The organism is Pseudomonas sp. HN8-3, assembly GCF_020790195.1.
GTDB classification, from domain to species: Bacteria; Pseudomonadota; Gammaproteobacteria; order Pseudomonadales; family Pseudomonadaceae; genus Aquipseudomonas; species Aquipseudomonas synxantha_A.
The window spans coordinates 2319623-2334783 of record NZ_CP086206.1 but is presented as its reverse complement, the minus strand read 5'-3'; the positions used below and the strand labels follow the sequence as shown (position 1 = coordinate 2334783).

Below are 15161 nucleotides of genomic sequence, written 5' to 3'. Positions count from 1 at the left end.
GCATGAATATCGACACCTTGCTGATCGAACTGCCCGCCGGCAAGCACCCCTGGCGCTTGCCGGTCTTTACCGACCTGGGCCTGCATCAACAGGCCCCGGCCCGTTTGCTGGCAGTGCTCGAACGCCAGCGTCCGGCGGTGGTAATGATGAGCGCCGAACAACTGGAGCGTCTGCTGGACTTTCCCGCCCTGGCCCTGAGTGATCTGAGCCATCTGCAACAACTGTTGTTCATCAGCTCCCGACCGGGCGACTGGCAGTTGGCGGAACGGGCAGCGGCGCAGCTCGATTGCCACGTAGAGGGTTTTACTGATGACGGGCGCGACCTGGTCAGCGTCAAGCGTGAGCACCAGCGCTGGTGCCAGCGGGCACTGGAACATCCCCAGGTGAATGCGGTGGCGCTGCACGGCACGACGCTGTTCGCGGTGCCCCAGCCGTGCGAACCGGCGACAGTGGACGATCAGTTGGACGCGACCGCAGCCGCCGTCGATCAGCAATTCAGCGTCACGCAACTGACCGACGCCGTACAGTTGAACCAGCGCTTGAGCCACGCCGCTTTGCTGTCGATGCTCAATGGCCTGGAGCAGTGCGGCCTGCTGCCCGCACCGCTCAACGATGTGGCGCACAGCCTCGCCAATGCCGGCATCGCCCCCGGCCACCGCCCGCTCATCGCACGCTGGCTCGACGTGCTCCAAGCCGAGGATTTGCTGCGCCGCCAAGGCGACCACCTGCATCCCAACCTCGACGCCAGCACCTGGAGCGACGCCAGCCTGGAGGGCATCTGGGCACAGTTGAGCCTGGACTGGGCGCGCAACACCGGCGGCAGCGCCACCCTCGATTACGCGCGCGACAACGCTCGCCAGTTGCCGGCGTTGATGCGCGGTGAGTGCGCAGCGGTGCACCTGCTGTTTCCCGAAGGCCGCACCGAACGTGCGGCAGCGTTGTACCGCGAAAGCCTGGCGGCGCAGTACCAGCATCGCGCCGTGGCTCACTGGATTGGCGCCTGGGCTGCGCGCCAGAGCGGCACCGAGCCCTTGCGGGTGCTGGAAGTCGGTGCCGGCACCGGTTCCACCACCCAGGCCGTAGTGCCGGCCCTGGCCAAGGTCACGGTGGACTATCTGTGCACCGACGTGTCGCGCTACTTCAGCGAACAGGCCGCCGAGCGTCTGCACGCCTGGCCGTGGGTGCGCCACGGGGTGTTTGATATCGACCGCCCCGCCCCTGCCCAAGGCTATCGCACCCAGAGTTGGGACCTGATCGTCGCCGGGGGCGTGCTGAATGCCGCCCGCGACACCGAGCGCTCCCTGGCCACCCTGCTCGCCTTGCTAAAACCCGGCGGCTGGCTGGTGTTCAGCGAGCCGACCCAGGAGGAGTTCTGGGTGATGGCCTCCCAGGCTTTCATGCTCAACCAGGCCAGCGATGAGCGCGCGCTGAGCAGCACTACCTTCCTGGACCTCAACCAATGGCAAACCGCCCTGGCCCGCGCCGGGTTCCAGGGCAATCGCAGCCTGCCCGCCGCCGACCACCCGCTGGCGTCGCTCGGCCATCGTGTGTTCGTCGCCCAAGTGCCCTGCCAACGCTTGAGCCGCGCCGCGCTGGCCGCGCACCTGGAACACCCAGACCTGCACCTGGAACTGCTCGACCGTTTGCCCGACCTGCCTACCGCCAAGGACTTGCCATGACCCCGCTGGCCTACCCTTTCAATGCCTTCACCGACCTGGAGCTCGCCGAGCCTTACCGCCATGCCCAGCAAGCACCGGGCCTGCTGCGTATCCAGATGCCCATCGGCGCGCCCGCCTGGCTCGCCACGCGCTATGACGATGTGCGCCTGGTGCTGAGCGACCGGCGCTTCAGCCGCAGCGAAGCATTTCGCCGCGACGATGCCCCGCGAGCATTCCCGCGAATTGCCGGCGGCATCGTGATGATGGACCCGCCGCAACTCACGCGGATCCGCTCCCGCGCCGCCCAGGCGTTTACCCGGCGGCGCGTCGAAGCACTGCGCCCCCATGCCCGGGCCTACGCCCATGAGTTGATCGACCGTATGCTCGCCGCCGGCCCGCCCGCCGACTTGGTTAGCGACTATGCCTTACCGTTGCCCCTGGCGTTGATTTGCGAGCTGCTGGGCGTACCGCTGCAAGACCGTGAACGCTTTAAGGTATGGAACGACTCATTGCTGTCGACCCGCGCCGAAGACGCCGCGTTGACCCAACAGCACTTGGGTGAACTGGCCGAGTACATCAAGGGCCTGGTCGCCGAGCGGCGCCGTCAGCCTCAGGACGATTTCATGACCGCCCTGGCCCAGGCCGATGACCAAGGCGAGCGCCTGAGCGAAGACCAACTGCTGCTGTTGTGCATCGCCATCCTCGTCGCCGGCTACGAAGGCAGTGCTTCGCAGATCCCCAATTTCATTCTGGTGTTGCTGGACAACCCCGCACAGTGGCAACAACTCAAGGCCCATCCCGAGCAGATTCCCCAGGCGGTGGAAGAGCTGCTGCGCTATATCCCGCTGGCGTCGGCGGCGATGTTTGTGCATTACGCCCTCGAAGATATCCAGGTAGGTGAAACCCTGGTTCGCCAGGGCGAAGCCGTTTTCGCGTCCATCGGTGCGGCCAACCATGACCCGGCGCGCTTTGCCGACCCGCAAACCCTCAACCTGCAACGCGATGCCGCCGGCCATTTCGGCTTCGGCCACGGCCTGCATCACTGCATCGGCTCGGCGCTGGCGCGGGTGGAGTTGCAAGAGGCGTTGCAAGCCTTGGTAGAACGCCTGCCCAACCTGCAACGCTGCGGGCAGGTGCAGTGGAAAACGGCGACGTTCTTTCGCGGTGCCCACTGCCTGCCGGTGACCTGGTCATGAGCCGCGCTCGTCCACGCGTGATCGTCGCCGGCACCGCGTTCGGCCGCATCTACCTGCAAGCCTTGGCTCGTGCCCATGAGCGCTATGAATTGGTCGGCATCCTGTCGCGTGGCAATGCCTATTCAAAGGCCTGCGCCGATCACTACGGGGTGGCGCTGTACGAGGCCGTCGAGCAGGTGCCCGATAGCGTCGACATTGCCTGCGTGGTGGTGCGTTCCGGCGCCACCGGTGGCGTGGGCAGCGAACTGGCCCAGCAGTTCTTGCGCCGTGGCATTCACGTATTGCAGGAACACCCGGTGCATCACCGCGAAATCGCCGCGTGCATGCAGGCGGCGCGTCAGGGCCAGGCGGCCTATGCGGTCAATACGCTGTACCCGAATATCCTTGCGATCCGGCGTTTTCTGGCGGTAGCCGCGTACCTGCGTGAGCAACAAGGGCTGGCCTATATCGACGCGGCCTGTAACAGCCAGGTGGCCTACCCGTTGCTGGATATTCTCGGGCGCCTGGCCGGTGGTTTGCGGCCCTGGGTATTTGCGGCGCCGGCCGCCAGTGTCGGTGCGCAACCCTTCACGCGGTTGAACGCCAGCTTCAATGGCGTGCCGATCAGCCTGCGCGTACAAAACCAGGTGCACCCCCAAGACCCGGATAACCACTCGTTCCTGCTGCATCGCCTTGAAGTCGGCTGTGAAGGCGGCGTGCTGAGCCTGTGCGACACCCACGGCCCGGTGCTGTGGAACCCACGCCTGCACGCACCACGGGACGACACCGACCGCCTGATCATGGCAGGCAAAGGCAGTGAACGATTGGCCGGGCCGAGCATGGTGGTGCTCGACCCGCACATACCCGCCAGCTATCACCAGGTGTTCAACCAGCTCTGGCCCGATGCGGTCAGCCTCGCCCTGGATGCGCTGTGCGCCGACATCGCCGAACCGGCGCAGCGCCTGCGCAGCGGCATGTGGGCCACCGAGGTGTCGATGGCCTGGCGTGAAATGAACAGCCTGATCGGCATGCCGGAACTGATTGAACCGCCGATTCCCCGTGCGCTGCCGATGACCGAACTGCATCGCTGCGCCGACGCCGTACAGCCGCCTGGCGCTGACCCCAGCGCGCAACTCGTGGGAGCCCTGCCCTTTTGAACACTGCCCAATCCCGTTCGTCCTGCAGCCATGTGCTGCTGTGGGTTCGCGACCTGCACCAGGCGGTGGCGAACTTTCGCGCCGCCGGTTTCGAGGTCATCTACGCCACCGCCGAGGCCCGCGCGCAACATGCGCATATCTGGTTCAGCCGCGGGCCGATCATCGAGCTGCTCACCACCCCGCGTCATGCCTGGTTGTTCAAGTGGCCCATCGACTGCCTGGCCGGGCGTGGCGCCGGGCGGCGCATGTTGCGCTGGGCTGCCCAGGGTGAGGGGTTTTGCGACCTCGCGCTGCTCTGCGATGACCTGGCCCTGGCACCCCGTCTGACAAACCTGGCGGCCGGCGGCGTGGCCATGGGCCGTGTGGTGAAGTGGCAACGCACCTGTGCGGACGGCAGCCAGACGCGCTTTCGGTTTGTTTACCCACGACATGAGCGCCTGCCGTTTCTGGTCACGCCCTATTCACCCTCCCAGCACCCGCAGCGACTGATCCATCCCAACGGCGCCACGGGGCTGGCGGCCATTCACCTGGGCGTAAGCCCCGCCGACCGCACCGCCCTCAACCTGCTCGCGGGCGATGACCCGATGTTGCACCTGCAACCCGCCGAATTTACCGGCGTACAGGCGGTGCAAGTCGCCGGCCTGGCGCAACCATTGACGTTACACGGTGCGCAATTGCTGAGCTGCCCGACTGCACATGGAGATAGCCATGCTTGATGGATTCACAGACTGGCCCGAAGATTTTATCCGCCGCTACCGCGAGCAAGGCTACTGGCAAGGCGTGCCACTGGGCCAACTGCTGCGTGAGCAAGCCCAGCGTACGCCGCAGCAAGAGGCGCTGGTGGACGGCAACCGACGCTGGAGCTACGCCGAGCTGGACCAACACGCCGACCGCCTGGCCGCCGGCCTCGCCGCGCGCGGGCTGGTCGCCGGCCAGCGAGTGCTGGTGCAACTGCCCAATATCGCCGAGTTTTTCAGCCTGACCTTCGCTCTGTTGCGCCTGGGAGCGATCCCGGTGTTTGCGTTGCCGGCCCACCGCGAACATGAATTGGCCCACTTGGCGCACCTTAGCCAAGCGGTGGCCTATGTGATTATCGACCAGCACTTGGGCTTCGATTATCGGCCCCTGGCGCGCACGTTGCGTAGCCAAGTGTCGAGCCTGCAACAGGTGTGGGTGGTAGGCGCAGCCGAGGAATTCGTGGCCCTGGCCGACTGCGTCGCCACGCCTCACCCGTTCCCGGCGCCGGACGCTCGCGATGTGGCGGTGCTATTGCTGTCCGGCGGCACCACTGGCCTGCCCAAGCTGATCCCGCGCACCCATGACGACTATGCGTGCAATGCCCGGCTGGCGGCGCAAGCCTGCGGTTTCGACCGCCACACCCGTTACCTGGCGGCGCTGCCGGTGGCACATAACTTCCCGCTGGCCTCGCCGGGCGCACTCGGGGTGTTCAGTGTCGGCGCCACCCTGGTACTGGCGCCGGAACCAAGCCCCGACACCGCCTTCGAACTGATCGAGCGCGAACGCATTACCCACACGGCGTTGATTCCGCCATTGGTGTTGCTGTGGCTGGAAGTGGCGCAATGGTCCGACAACGACCTCAGCAGCCTGCAATGGCTGCAAGTCGGTGGCGCACGCCTCAAGGCCGAGATCGCCGCACGCATCCGCCCCACCCTGGGCTGTGGCCTGCAACAGGTGTACGGCATGGCCGAAGGATTGCTGTGTTTTACCAGGCTGGATGACCCGCAGGCGCTGGTCTTCGACACCCAGGGCCTGCCGCTGACCGGCGCAGACGAGATCCGTATCGTCGATGCCGACGATGTGCCGGTGGCTCCCGGCGCCGTCGGTGAATTGCTGGTGCGCGGGCCCTACACCATTCGCGGTTACTACAACGCTCGCGAGCACAACCAGCGCGCCTTTACCGCCGATGGCTTTTATCGCAGCGGCGACCTGGTACGGCGCCTGCCCGAAGGGCACTTGATCGTCGAGGGGCGCAGCAAGGATGTGATCAACCGGGGCGGCGAAAAGATTCCGGTGGAAGAGATCGAGAACCTGCTGCTCGGCCATCCGCTGATCCGCGATGTGGCGCTGGTGGCGCTGGCCGACGAGTTGCTGGGTGAGCGCAGTTGCGCCTGCGTACTGGCCCACGGCGCGCCATTGGACCTGGCGTCGATCAACGCCTGGCTGCGCGAGCGTGGGCTGGCGGCCTACAAGTTGCCAGACCGCTTGCAGGTGCTGCGCGAGTTTCCGCTGACGCGCCTGGGCAAGGTCAACCGCAAGGCCCTGGCGGAACAGGTGCTGGCCTTATGAGCCCGTGGCTACGTGTATTGCGTGAGGGGCAACAGCCCCGCGCACGCCTGGTGTGCCTGCCCCACGCCGGTGGCAGCGCGAGCTTTTTTCGGCCGTGGCTGGCGCATTTGCCGGGTGACATTGACCTGTTGGCAGTGCAGTACCCCGGGCGCGAAGAGCGCTTCAACGAAGCGCATATCCCATGCCTGGCGACCCTCGCCGAGCACATCAGCCAGGCGTTGCTGACCTTGCCTGCGCGGCCCCTGTGGCTGTTCGGCCACAGCATGGGCGCGGCGCTTGCCTATGCCGTCGGCACGCTGCTGGAGGCCGGCGGTGTCGGCCCTGACCACGTATTTGTTTCGGCCCACGCACCGCCGCACCGGCAACCCTCCAGCGACCTGCATCGCCAGGACGACAGCGCGTTGATTGCCGACATCCTGCGCCAGGACGCCCAGGCCGCAGACCTGTGGGCCAACCCGCAGTTACGCACGCTGTTTCTGCCGGCGTTGCGCAGCGACTACCAGGCCATCGAAACCTGGCGCCCCGCGAACCTGCGGCCGTTGACGGCACCGCTGGATGTACTGCTGGCCCGCGATGACGCCGAAGTCAGCCTGGAGCAGGCTCGCGCCTGGGCCGACCTGAGCCGCCATACCCCGGACATCCGCCTGTTCGACGGCGACCACTTTTACCTCAAGCATCAGCCGCGACCGGTGATCGACCACCTGTTGCAGCGCACCGCCTACCTTCAGGGAGACGCACGATGAAAACCCCGGAACACTGCACTGGCCTTCACGACATTCGCCATGCCATCGACAGCCTCGACAAGCAGATCATCGACGCCCTCGGCCTGCGCATGCAATACGTCAAGGCCGCCTCCGCATTCAAACCCGACCAGGCCAGCATTGCCGCACCCGATCGCGTTGCGGCGATGTTGCCCCAGCGCCGGCAGTGGGCGCAGGAGGTCGGGCTGGATGGCGAGTTTGTCGAGGGCCTGTTCAACCAGATCATCCACTGGTACATCGCCGAGCAGACGGCCTTCTGGCTACAGAAAAAGAGCCAGTGCGTATGAACGCGGCCGATTTGCTCAAGACCTTCCAGGCCGCGCACCAACGGGCGGTGGCGTACCAGCGCCCCGTTATTGCCGTCAGCGCCTACCCCGCGCCGACGCTGGCGCCCCTGGCACTGTACGAGGCCCATCGCCAGGGTTTCTTCTGGTGTGCGCACTCGCCGGACTTGAGTTTGTTCGGCCTCGGCTGCACCTGGCAGATCGAAGCCTGGGGGCCCCAGCGCATGGCCGAAGTGGATCGCCAATGGTTCGCACTGTGCGCCGATGCGCTGGTGAACGGCCCGCATCCGCCCTTGCTGCTGGGCGGTATGCGCTTTGATGAGCAGCAGCCCTGCGCATCCCATTGGGCGCCGTTTGCCGATGCCAGTTTCCACCTTGCCCACTGGTTGCTCAGCGAGGACAGCCACGGGCGCTGGCTACGCTGCCAGCGCGTGGTCGAGCCCGGCAGCGATCCTGCGGCCTTGGTGCAAGCAAGCCTGGCCGCCCTTGAACAACTGCTCAACCCAGCCACCCACGTTGCTCCTACCCCCTATGTAGTGGAACGCGTCGCACTGCCGCGGGATCAATGGCAGGCCAAGGTCGACACCGCGTTGAACGTCATCGCCCGGGGTGACTTGAGCAAGGTGGTGCTGGCGCGGCATATCGACCACCACCTGGACGCCGCGCTCGACACTGGCGCGGTGATGGGCCGCCTGCACGCTCGGCGTAACGCCTCGCACTTGTTCGCGATTCACCGGGGCGAACACTGCTTCATGGGCGCCACACCCGAGCGGTTGCTCAGTTGCGAGGCGGGCCGTCTCACCACCCACGCCCTGGCAGGCAGCACCCGTCGTGGGTTAAAGCCCAATGAAGATCAGGCGCTGGGGAAACGTTTATTGGCCGACCCGAAAGAGCAGCACGAGCATCGACTGGTGGTGCAGACCATTACCCAAGCCTTGGGTGACAAGGTCAGCGACCTGCACGCCGCGCCGCACCCCAACTTGCTGAAACTTGCCACCGTGCAGCATTTGAGCACGCCCATCACCGCGAGGCTCAACACCGGCAAGCGCCTGCTGGACGGTATCCAAGCCTTGCACCCTACCCCCGCGGTCGGCGGCCTACCGCGCACGCCTGCGCTGGATTTTATCCGTGAACACGAAGGCTTTGATCGCGGCTGGTATGCCGCGCCAGTGGGCTGGCTGGACGCCGAGGGCAATGGCGATTTTCTCGTGGCCCTGCGCTCGGCGCTGATCACCCCCAGGCACTGCCATGCGTTTGCCGGCTGCGGGATTGTCGAGGGCTCGCTGCCAGCCAATGAGTACGAAGAAACCCAGATCAAGCTGGCAAGCATGCAACAGGCGCTGCAACTGGCATGCCCTGCTGATACTGACGTGGCGTACAGCCAAACTCGCGGCGAAACACCGTATGCAAGTACTGCGCAGAGGTGAAGCCGCAGCGGGCGGCGATGTCGGCGATGGCCAGGTCCTGGTTCTCCAGGCCCTTGGCGGCGGCGGCGAGTTTGAAGCGCAGGATTTCGTCATGCACGCTGCACCCGCGCACCTTGCGAAAGTGCGCTTCCAATGACGAGCGTGAGACCCCGACATAGGCGGCGACCTGGTCGGTCTTGATCCCCTGGCACGCGTACTGACGGATAAACAGCAATGCCTGCATCACATAAGGGTTGCCCAAGGGCTGATGCAGGCTGGAGGCCTGCACGTTGATCGCGTCCGGCGGCACCAGCACCTGCGTGCCGGTGCAGGGCTTGCCGTGCAGCATCTGATGCAGCAAGGCCGCGGCAGTACGGCCCATGGTCTCGGTGCCCTGGATCACCGAACTCAGCGGCACCCGCGTGAGGGTGCGGGTCAGCGGGTCGTTGTCGATCCCGATCAACGCCACCTCCTCCGGCACCGCAATGCCCGCCGTCAGGCAAGCTTGCAACAACTGCCGGGCACGAGCATCGGTGACCGCGATAATACCGATGGGCTTGGGCAGGCTGTGCAGCCAGGCAATCTGCTGCTCCACCGCGCTGTCCCACAACGGCGCACTGGTGCCCAGGCCGCGATAGATCTCCACCGGCAAGCCATCGCGTTGCACCAAGCCGCGAAAGGCTTTCTCACGCTCCTGCGCCCAACGATTGGCCTGGGCCTCGGGCAGGCTGAAACAGGCAAACCGCGTCAGCCCGGCCTCGATCAAATGCTCGTAGGCCAGCTTCATCAAGGCATGGTTATCGGTCGCAACATAGGGAATGCCCTTGGGGTACGCGCTGACATCCTCGTAAGATCCCCCCACCGCCACCACCGGTATCCGACTCCCGGCCAGCGCCTCGCCGATCAACGGGTCATCGAAGTCGGCAATGATGCCGTCTCCCTGCCAACGCTCGATACCGCGCAGACGGCAGAGAAAATCCTCTTCCAGGAACAAGTCCCAGGACGCGCGGGTGCTGCTCAGGTAATTGCCGATACCGGTGATGATGCCGCGGTCGTAGATTTTGCTGCCGTTGAAGAGCAAGGCGATGCGGTGCACGGGCGGTAGGGTTTTCATTGTTTTTGTCCTTGGGGCCGGTAGGTGCAGACTAGACCTCGCTGTGCAAAATCGCACTACACCTTGGTGATTTTCATAATCAGCGGCCAGGGCGCCGTTGCTAGTATCCAGACACCGCCCAGAACAATAAGGAAACCGCCATGCCGTACTTCCCCGGTGTCGAGAAGGTTCGCTTCGAAGGCCCTGCCAGCGCATCCCCCCTCGCCTTTGGCCATTACGACGCCAACAAGCTGATCCTCGGCAAACCCATGCGTGAGCACCTGCGCATGGCCGCTTGTTACTGGCATACCTTTGTGTGGCCGGGAGCGGATATGTTTGGCATGGGTACGTTCAAACGCCCATGGCAGCGCAATGGCGATCCGATGGAGGTGGCAATCGGCAAAGCGGAGGCGGCCTTTGAGTTTTTCTCCAAATTGGGCATCGACTACTACAGCTTTCACGACACCGACGTAGCGCCGGAAGGCAGCTCGCTCAAGGAGTACCGCAACCATTTCGCACAGATGGTCGATCACCTGGAGCGCCATCAGGAACAGACCGGCATCAAGCTGCTGTGGGGCACCGCCAATTGCTTCAGCAACCCGCGCTTTGCCGCCGGGGCAGCGAGTAATCCCGACCCGGAAGTGTTCGCCTTCGCCGCCGCGCAGGTGTTCAGTGCGATGAATGCCACGCTGCGTCTCAAGGGCGCCAACTATGTGTTGTGGGGCGGCCGTGAAGGTTATGAAACCCTGCTCAACACCGACCTCAAGCGTGAGCGTGAGCAGCTCGGCCGGTTTATGCGCATGGTGGTGGAGCACAAGCACAAGATCGGCTTTACGGGTGACCTGTTGATCGAGCCAAAACCCCAGGAGCCTACCAAGCACCAGTACGATTACGACAGCGCTACGGTGTTCGGCTTCCTGCATGAGTACGGCCTGGAGAACGAAATCAAGGTGAACATCGAGGCCAACCACGCGACGCTGGCCGGGCACAGTTTTCATCATGAAATTGCCACGGCCGTGTCCCTCGGGATCTTCGGCAGCATCGACGCCAACCGCGGCGACCCGCAGAACGGCTGGGACACCGACCAGTTCCCCAACAGCGTCGAAGAAATGACCCTGGCCACCTATGAAATCCTCAAGGCGGGAGGCTTCAAGAACGGTGGCTACAATTTCGATTCCAAGGTGCGCCGCCAGAGCCTGGACGAGGTGGACCTGTTCCACGGGCATGTGGCAGCCATGGATGTGCTGGCGCTGGCCCTGGAACGTGCGGCGGCGATGGTGCAGAACGACACGTTGCAGCAATTCAGGGACCAGCGTTACGCCGGGTGGCAGCAGCCATTGGGCCAAGCGGTGCTGGCAGGTGAGTTCAGCCTGGAATCATTGGCTGAACATGCGTTTGCCCACGAACTGAATCCGCAGGCCGTGAGTGGTCGACAGGAGATGCTTGAGGGGGTTGTGAATCGGTTTATCTACACCTGAGTGTCCTGTGGCGAGGGAGCTTGCTCCCTAGCCACAATGAGAGTCTTCACCTAGTGTCTTTCCAACAACAATAAAAGGACGCACCACCATGAAGTCATTCACACGCACCCTGCTCGCCACTGCCCTGGCCCTGCTCGCCTTGCCGGTGATGGCCGATCCGGCCCATCCGAAAATCGGGTTTTCCATCGATGACTTGCGCCTGGAGCGCTGGTCCCGCGACCGCGATTACTTCGTCGCCGCCGCGGAAAAACTTGATGCCAAGGTCTTCGTGCAGTCCGCTGATGCCAACGAGCAAAAGCAAATCTCGCAAATCGAAAACCTGATCTCCCGTGGCGTCGATGTGATCGTGATCGTGCCGTTCAACGCCACGGTGCTGACCAACGCCGTAGCCGAAGCCAAGAAGGCCGGGATCAAAGTGGTGTCTTACGACCGCCTGATCCTCAACGCAGACATCGACGCGTACATCTCGTTTGATAACGAAAAAGTCGGTGAGATGCAGGCCAACGGCGTGCTGCAAGCGGCGCCCAAGGGCAATTACTTCCTGCTCGGCGGCGCACCGACGGACAACAACGCCAAGGTGCTGCGCGAAGGCCAGATGAAGGTGCTGCAACCGGCTATCGACAAGGGCGACATCAAGATTGTCGGCCAGCAGTGGGTCAAGGAGTGGAACCCTACCGAAGCCTTGAGCATTGTCGAAAATGCCCTGACCCGTAATGACAACAAGATCGATGCCATCGTTGCCTCCAACGACGCCACCGCCGGCGGCGCGATCCAGGCCCTGGCCGCACAGAAGCTGGCGGGCAAGGTGCCGATCTCCGGCCAGGACGCTGACCTCGCGGCGATCAAGCGTGTGATCGACGGCACCCAGACCATGACCGTCTACAAGCCGCTCAAGCTGATCGCCACCGAAGCCGCCAAGCTCTCGGTGCAACTGGCGCGCAGCGAAAAGCCGACCTACAGCTCGCAGTACGACAACGGCAGCAAGAAAGTCGACACCATCCTGCTCACCCCAACGCCGCTGACCAAAGCCAATATCGACGTACTGGAGAAGGATGGGTTCTACACCAAAGAGCAGATCGGCGGGCAATGACCGCCATGGCCGCCGACTATCTGCTGCAAATGAACGGCATCGTCAAAAGCTTTGGCGGTATCAACGCCCTCAATGGCATCGATATCAAGGTACGCCCGGGAGAGTGCGTCGGGCTGTGCGGTGAGAACGGTGCCGGTAAATCCACCTTGATGAAGGTGCTGTCGGCGGTCTACCCCTACGGCACCTGGGAGGGCGAAATCCTCTGGGACGGGCAACCGCTCAAGGCCCAGTCCATTCGCGAAACCGAGGCCGCCGGCATCGTCATCATTCACCAGGAACTGACCCTGGTGCCCGACCTGTCGGTGGCCGAAAACATCTTCATGGGCCACGAGCTGACCCTGCCCGGCGGGCGCATGAACTATCCGGCGATGCTGCAACGGGCCGAAGCCTTGATGCGCGAACTCCAGGTGCCGGACATAAACGTGGCGCTGCCAGTGTCGCAGTACGGCGGCGGCTACCAGCAACTGGTGGAAATCGCCAAGGCCCTCAACAAGCAAGCACGCCTGTTGATCCTTGACGAGCCGTCCTCAGCCCTGACCCGCTCGGAAATCGAAGTGCTGCTGGGCATCATCCAGGGCCTCAAGGCCAAGGGCGTGGCCTGCGTGTATATCTCGCACAAGCTCGATGAAGTGGCGGCGGTGTGCGACACCATCGCAGTGATCCGCGACGGCAAGCACATCGCGACCACCGCCATGGCGGACATGGACATTGCACAGATCATCACCCAGATGGTCGGCCGCGAAATGAGCAACCTCTACCCCACCGAGCCACATGCAGTGGGCGAGGTGATTTTTGAAGCGCGCAACGTCACCTGCTACGACGTCGACAACCCCAAGCGCAAGCGCGTCGACGATATTTCGTTTGTGCTCAAGCGCGGCGAAATCCTCGGCATTGCAGGGCTCGTGGGCGCCGGGCGCACCGAACTGGTGTCGGCACTGTTCGGCGCCTACCCCGGACGCTACAGCGCGCAGGTGTGGCTGGACGGCCAAATCGTCGATACGCGCACACCGCTCAAATCGATCCGCGCCGGGTTGTGCATGGTGCCCGAAGACCGCAAGCGCCAAGGCATCATTCCCGACCTGGGCGTCGGCCATAACATCACCCTGGCTGTGCTCGACACCTATGCGCACCTGAGCCGCATCGACGCTGAGGCCGAACTGGGCAGCATCGACCAGCAAATCGCACGTATGCACCTCAAGACCGCCAGCCCGTTGCTGCCGATCACCAGCCTGTCCGGCGGCAATCAGCAAAAGGCCGTGCTCGCGAAAATGCTGATGGCCAAGCCCAAGGTGCTGATCCTCGACGAACCCACACGTGGGGTGGATGTGGGCGCCAAGTATGAGATCTACAAACTGATGGGCGCGCTGGCGGCCGAAGGTGTGTCGATCATCATGGTTTCCTCGGAGCTGGCCGAAGTGCTCGGCGTATCCAACCGCGTGCTGGTAATCGGCGACGGCCAACTGCGCGGTGACTTCATCAACGAGGGGCTTACCCAGGAACAGGTGCTCGCCGCTGCGCTCAGCCAACACCCTAATAATCGGAAGACCGCGTAGATGAATCAGGTCAAACAGCTTTTCACCCGCTACAAAATGCTCGCCCTGGTGATCGCCGTGGCGTTCATCTGGCTGTTTTTCAGTTGGCAGACCGAGGGCGGCTTCGTCACGCCGCGCAACTTGTCCAACCTGCTGCGGCAGATGTCGATCACCGGCATATTGGCGTGCGGTATGGTGCTGGTGATTATCAGCGGCGAGATCGATTTGTCGGTAGGTTCGTTGCTCGGACTGTTGGGCGGGCTGGCGGCGATTCTGGACGTGGTCTATCACGTACCGCTGCTGGCCAACCTCAGCCTGGTGGCGCTGTGCGGGTTGATGATCGGCCTGGCCAACGGTTACATGACCGCCTATCTGCGCATCCCCTCGTTTATCGTCGGCCTGGGCGGGATGCTGGCGTTTCGCGGGATTTTGCTGGGGATTACCGGCGGCACCACCATTGCACCGGTGTCGCCGTCGCTGGTGTATGTGGGCCAGGGGTATTTGCCCCACACCGTCGGTATCGGGCTCGGGGTGTTGCTGTTTGCCCTGACGGTATTCCTCACCTGGAAACAACGGCGCAACCGCGCGCTGCATGGTTTGGCCGCGCACTCGCCGGTGCGTGATGGATTGCGCGTGGTGCTGATCGGTGCGGTGCTCGCCGGGTTTGTCACCACGCTGAACCGCTACGACGGCATTCCGGTACCGGTGCTGTTGTTACTGGTGCTGCTCGGCGTGTTCAGCTACGTCACTCGCCAGACCGTGTTCGGCCGCCGCGTCTATGCGGTGGGCAGCAATATGGAAGCCACGCGCCTGTCGGGCATCAATGTGCAAGCGGTGAAACTGTGGATCTTCGGCATCATGGGCGTGATGTGCGCCCTCGCCGGTCTGGTCAACACCGCCCGCCTCGCCGCCGGGTCACCGTCGGCGGGCAACATGGGCGAACTCGACGCCATCGCCGCATGTTTTATTGGCGGCACCTCGATGCGCGGTGGCTCGGGCACGGTGTATGGCGCGTTGCTCGGAGCATTGGTGATTACCAGCCTGGATAACGGCATGTCGATGCTCGACGTGGACAGTTACTGGCAGATGATCGTCAAGGGCAGCATTTTGGTAGTGGCGGTGTGGGTGGATGTGAGTACGCGGGCAGGACGGCGCTGATTCGCCAGTCCCTCAAAACGGCGGCGTGGCGCACATAGTCATGCCGCCATCCAGCCGACTGA

General features: G+C 63.9%; 13 protein-coding genes. 12 read left to right on the top strand and 1 reads right to left on the bottom strand.

The window, feature by feature from the left end; all coding sequences use genetic code 11:
• Positions 1-2: 2 nt before the first annotated feature.
• Genes LJX92_RS10510 through LJX92_RS10475 form a run of 8 tightly spaced genes read left to right on the top strand, consistent with a single transcriptional unit; the run spans position 3 to position 8769 of the window.
• Positions 3-1679, top strand: coding sequence for a class I SAM-dependent methyltransferase (locus tag LJX92_RS10510; RefSeq protein WP_228309718.1), 1677 nt, complete (start codon positions 3-5; stop codon positions 1677-1679).
• A complete protein-coding gene (locus LJX92_RS10505) occupies positions 1676-2854 on the top strand; it encodes a cytochrome P450 (RefSeq protein WP_148854107.1) in 1179 nt (392 codons plus the stop codon). Before LJX92_RS10510 ends, LJX92_RS10505 begins: the two co-directional genes overlap by 4 nt.
• Positions 2851-3990 (top strand): Gfo/Idh/MocA family oxidoreductase, encoded by a 1140-nt coding sequence (locus LJX92_RS10500; RefSeq protein ID WP_078821034.1) that lies wholly within the window; start codon positions 2851-2853, stop codon positions 3988-3990. The genes LJX92_RS10505 and LJX92_RS10500 overlap by 4 nt, the downstream gene beginning before the upstream one ends.
• Positions 3987-4706, top strand: coding sequence for a VOC family protein (locus LJX92_RS10495; RefSeq protein WP_032876535.1), 720 nt, complete (start codon positions 3987-3989; stop codon positions 4704-4706). The genes LJX92_RS10500 and LJX92_RS10495 overlap by 4 nt, the downstream gene beginning before the upstream one ends.
• Complete coding sequence (locus LJX92_RS10490; protein ID WP_032876538.1) at positions 4699-6297, top strand: (2,3-dihydroxybenzoyl)adenylate synthase; 1599 nt, start codon at positions 4699-4701, stop codon at positions 6295-6297. Before LJX92_RS10495 ends, LJX92_RS10490 begins: the two co-directional genes overlap by 8 nt.
• The gene (locus tag LJX92_RS10485; RefSeq protein WP_032876541.1) at positions 6294-7040 is read left to right on the top strand and encodes a thioesterase II family protein; all 747 of its coding nucleotides are present in this window, start codon (positions 6294-6296) and stop codon (positions 7038-7040) included. The genes LJX92_RS10490 and LJX92_RS10485 overlap by 4 nt, the downstream gene beginning before the upstream one ends.
• Positions 7037-7345 carry an isochorismate lyase gene (locus tag LJX92_RS10480; protein ID WP_005787433.1) on the top strand — a complete coding sequence of 103 codons (309 nt, stop codon included), beginning with the start codon at positions 7037-7039 and terminating at the stop codon, positions 7343-7345. The genes LJX92_RS10485 and LJX92_RS10480 overlap by 4 nt, the downstream gene beginning before the upstream one ends.
• Positions 7342-8769 (top strand): isochorismate synthase, encoded by a 1428-nt coding sequence (locus tag LJX92_RS10475; RefSeq protein ID WP_228309717.1) that lies wholly within the window; start codon positions 7342-7344, stop codon positions 8767-8769. Before LJX92_RS10480 ends, LJX92_RS10475 begins: the two co-directional genes overlap by 4 nt.
• Here the strand turns inward: LJX92_RS10475 and LJX92_RS10470 are convergent.
• The gene (locus LJX92_RS10470) at positions 8657-9862 is read right to left on the bottom strand and encodes a XylR family transcriptional regulator (RefSeq protein WP_081883272.1); all 1206 of its coding nucleotides are present in this window, start codon (positions 9860-9862) and stop codon (positions 8657-8659) included. The two genes, LJX92_RS10475 and LJX92_RS10470, sit on opposite strands and share 113 nt — an antisense overlap.
• Before the next feature lie 140 nt (positions 9863-10002).
• On the opposite strand from LJX92_RS10470, the gene xylA reads away from it, so the two are divergent.
• The 4 genes from xylA (at position 10003) to LJX92_RS10450 (ending at position 15099) form a co-directional block, all read left to right on the top strand.
• Positions 10003-11319, top strand: coding sequence for a xylose isomerase (gene xylA, locus LJX92_RS10465; RefSeq protein ID WP_228309716.1), 1317 nt, complete (start codon positions 10003-10005; stop codon positions 11317-11319).
• A gap of 88 nt (positions 11320-11407) precedes the next feature.
• Complete coding sequence (xylF, locus tag LJX92_RS10460) at positions 11408-12409, top strand: D-xylose ABC transporter substrate-binding protein (protein ID WP_223018777.1); 1002 nt, start codon at positions 11408-11410, stop codon at positions 12407-12409.
• The gene (xylG, locus tag LJX92_RS10455) at positions 12406-13962 is read left to right on the top strand and encodes a D-xylose ABC transporter ATP-binding protein (protein ID WP_228309715.1); all 1557 of its coding nucleotides are present in this window, start codon (positions 12406-12408) and stop codon (positions 13960-13962) included. The genes xylF and xylG overlap by 4 nt, the downstream gene beginning before the upstream one ends.
• On the top strand, positions 13963-15099 hold the full coding sequence (locus tag LJX92_RS10450) for a sugar ABC transporter permease (protein WP_032876554.1): 1137 nt from the start codon (positions 13963-13965) through the stop codon (positions 15097-15099).
• Positions 15100-15161 lie beyond the last annotated feature (62 nt).

Bases quoted from the DNA above. Each gene is read 5' to 3' on its own strand.
- LJX92_RS10510 (WP_228309718.1), top strand. From the start codon at position 3: ATGAATATCGACACCTTGCTGATCGAACTGCCCGCCGGCAAGCACCCC.
- xylA (WP_228309716.1), top strand. From the start codon at position 10,003: ATGCCGTACTTCCCCGGTGTCGAGAAGGTTCGCTTCGAAGGCCCTGCC.
- LJX92_RS10480 (WP_005787433.1), top strand. From the start codon at position 7,037: ATGAAAACCCCGGAACACTGCACTGGCCTTCACGACATTCGCCATGCC.
- xylF (WP_223018777.1), top strand. From the start codon at position 11,408: ATGAAGTCATTCACACGCACCCTGCTCGCCACTGCCCTGGCCCTGCTC.
- LJX92_RS10450 (WP_032876554.1), top strand. From the start codon at position 13,963: ATGAATCAGGTCAAACAGCTTTTCACCCGCTACAAAATGCTCGCCCTG.
- LJX92_RS10500 (WP_078821034.1), top strand. From the start codon at position 2,851: ATGAGCCGCGCTCGTCCACGCGTGATCGTCGCCGGCACCGCGTTCGGC.
- LJX92_RS10490 (WP_032876538.1), top strand. From the start codon at position 4,699: ATGCTTGATGGATTCACAGACTGGCCCGAAGATTTTATCCGCCGCTAC.
- LJX92_RS10470 (WP_081883272.1), bottom strand. From the start codon at position 9,862: ATGAAAACCCTACCGCCCGTGCACCGCATCGCCTTGCTCTTCAACGGC.
- LJX92_RS10475 (WP_228309717.1), top strand. From the start codon at position 7,342: ATGAACGCGGCCGATTTGCTCAAGACCTTCCAGGCCGCGCACCAACGG.
- LJX92_RS10505 (WP_148854107.1), top strand. From the start codon at position 1,676: ATGACCCCGCTGGCCTACCCTTTCAATGCCTTCACCGACCTGGAGCTC.
- xylG (WP_228309715.1), top strand. From the start codon at position 12,406: ATGACCGCCATGGCCGCCGACTATCTGCTGCAAATGAACGGCATCGTC.
- LJX92_RS10485 (WP_032876541.1), top strand. From the start codon at position 6,294: ATGAGCCCGTGGCTACGTGTATTGCGTGAGGGGCAACAGCCCCGCGCA.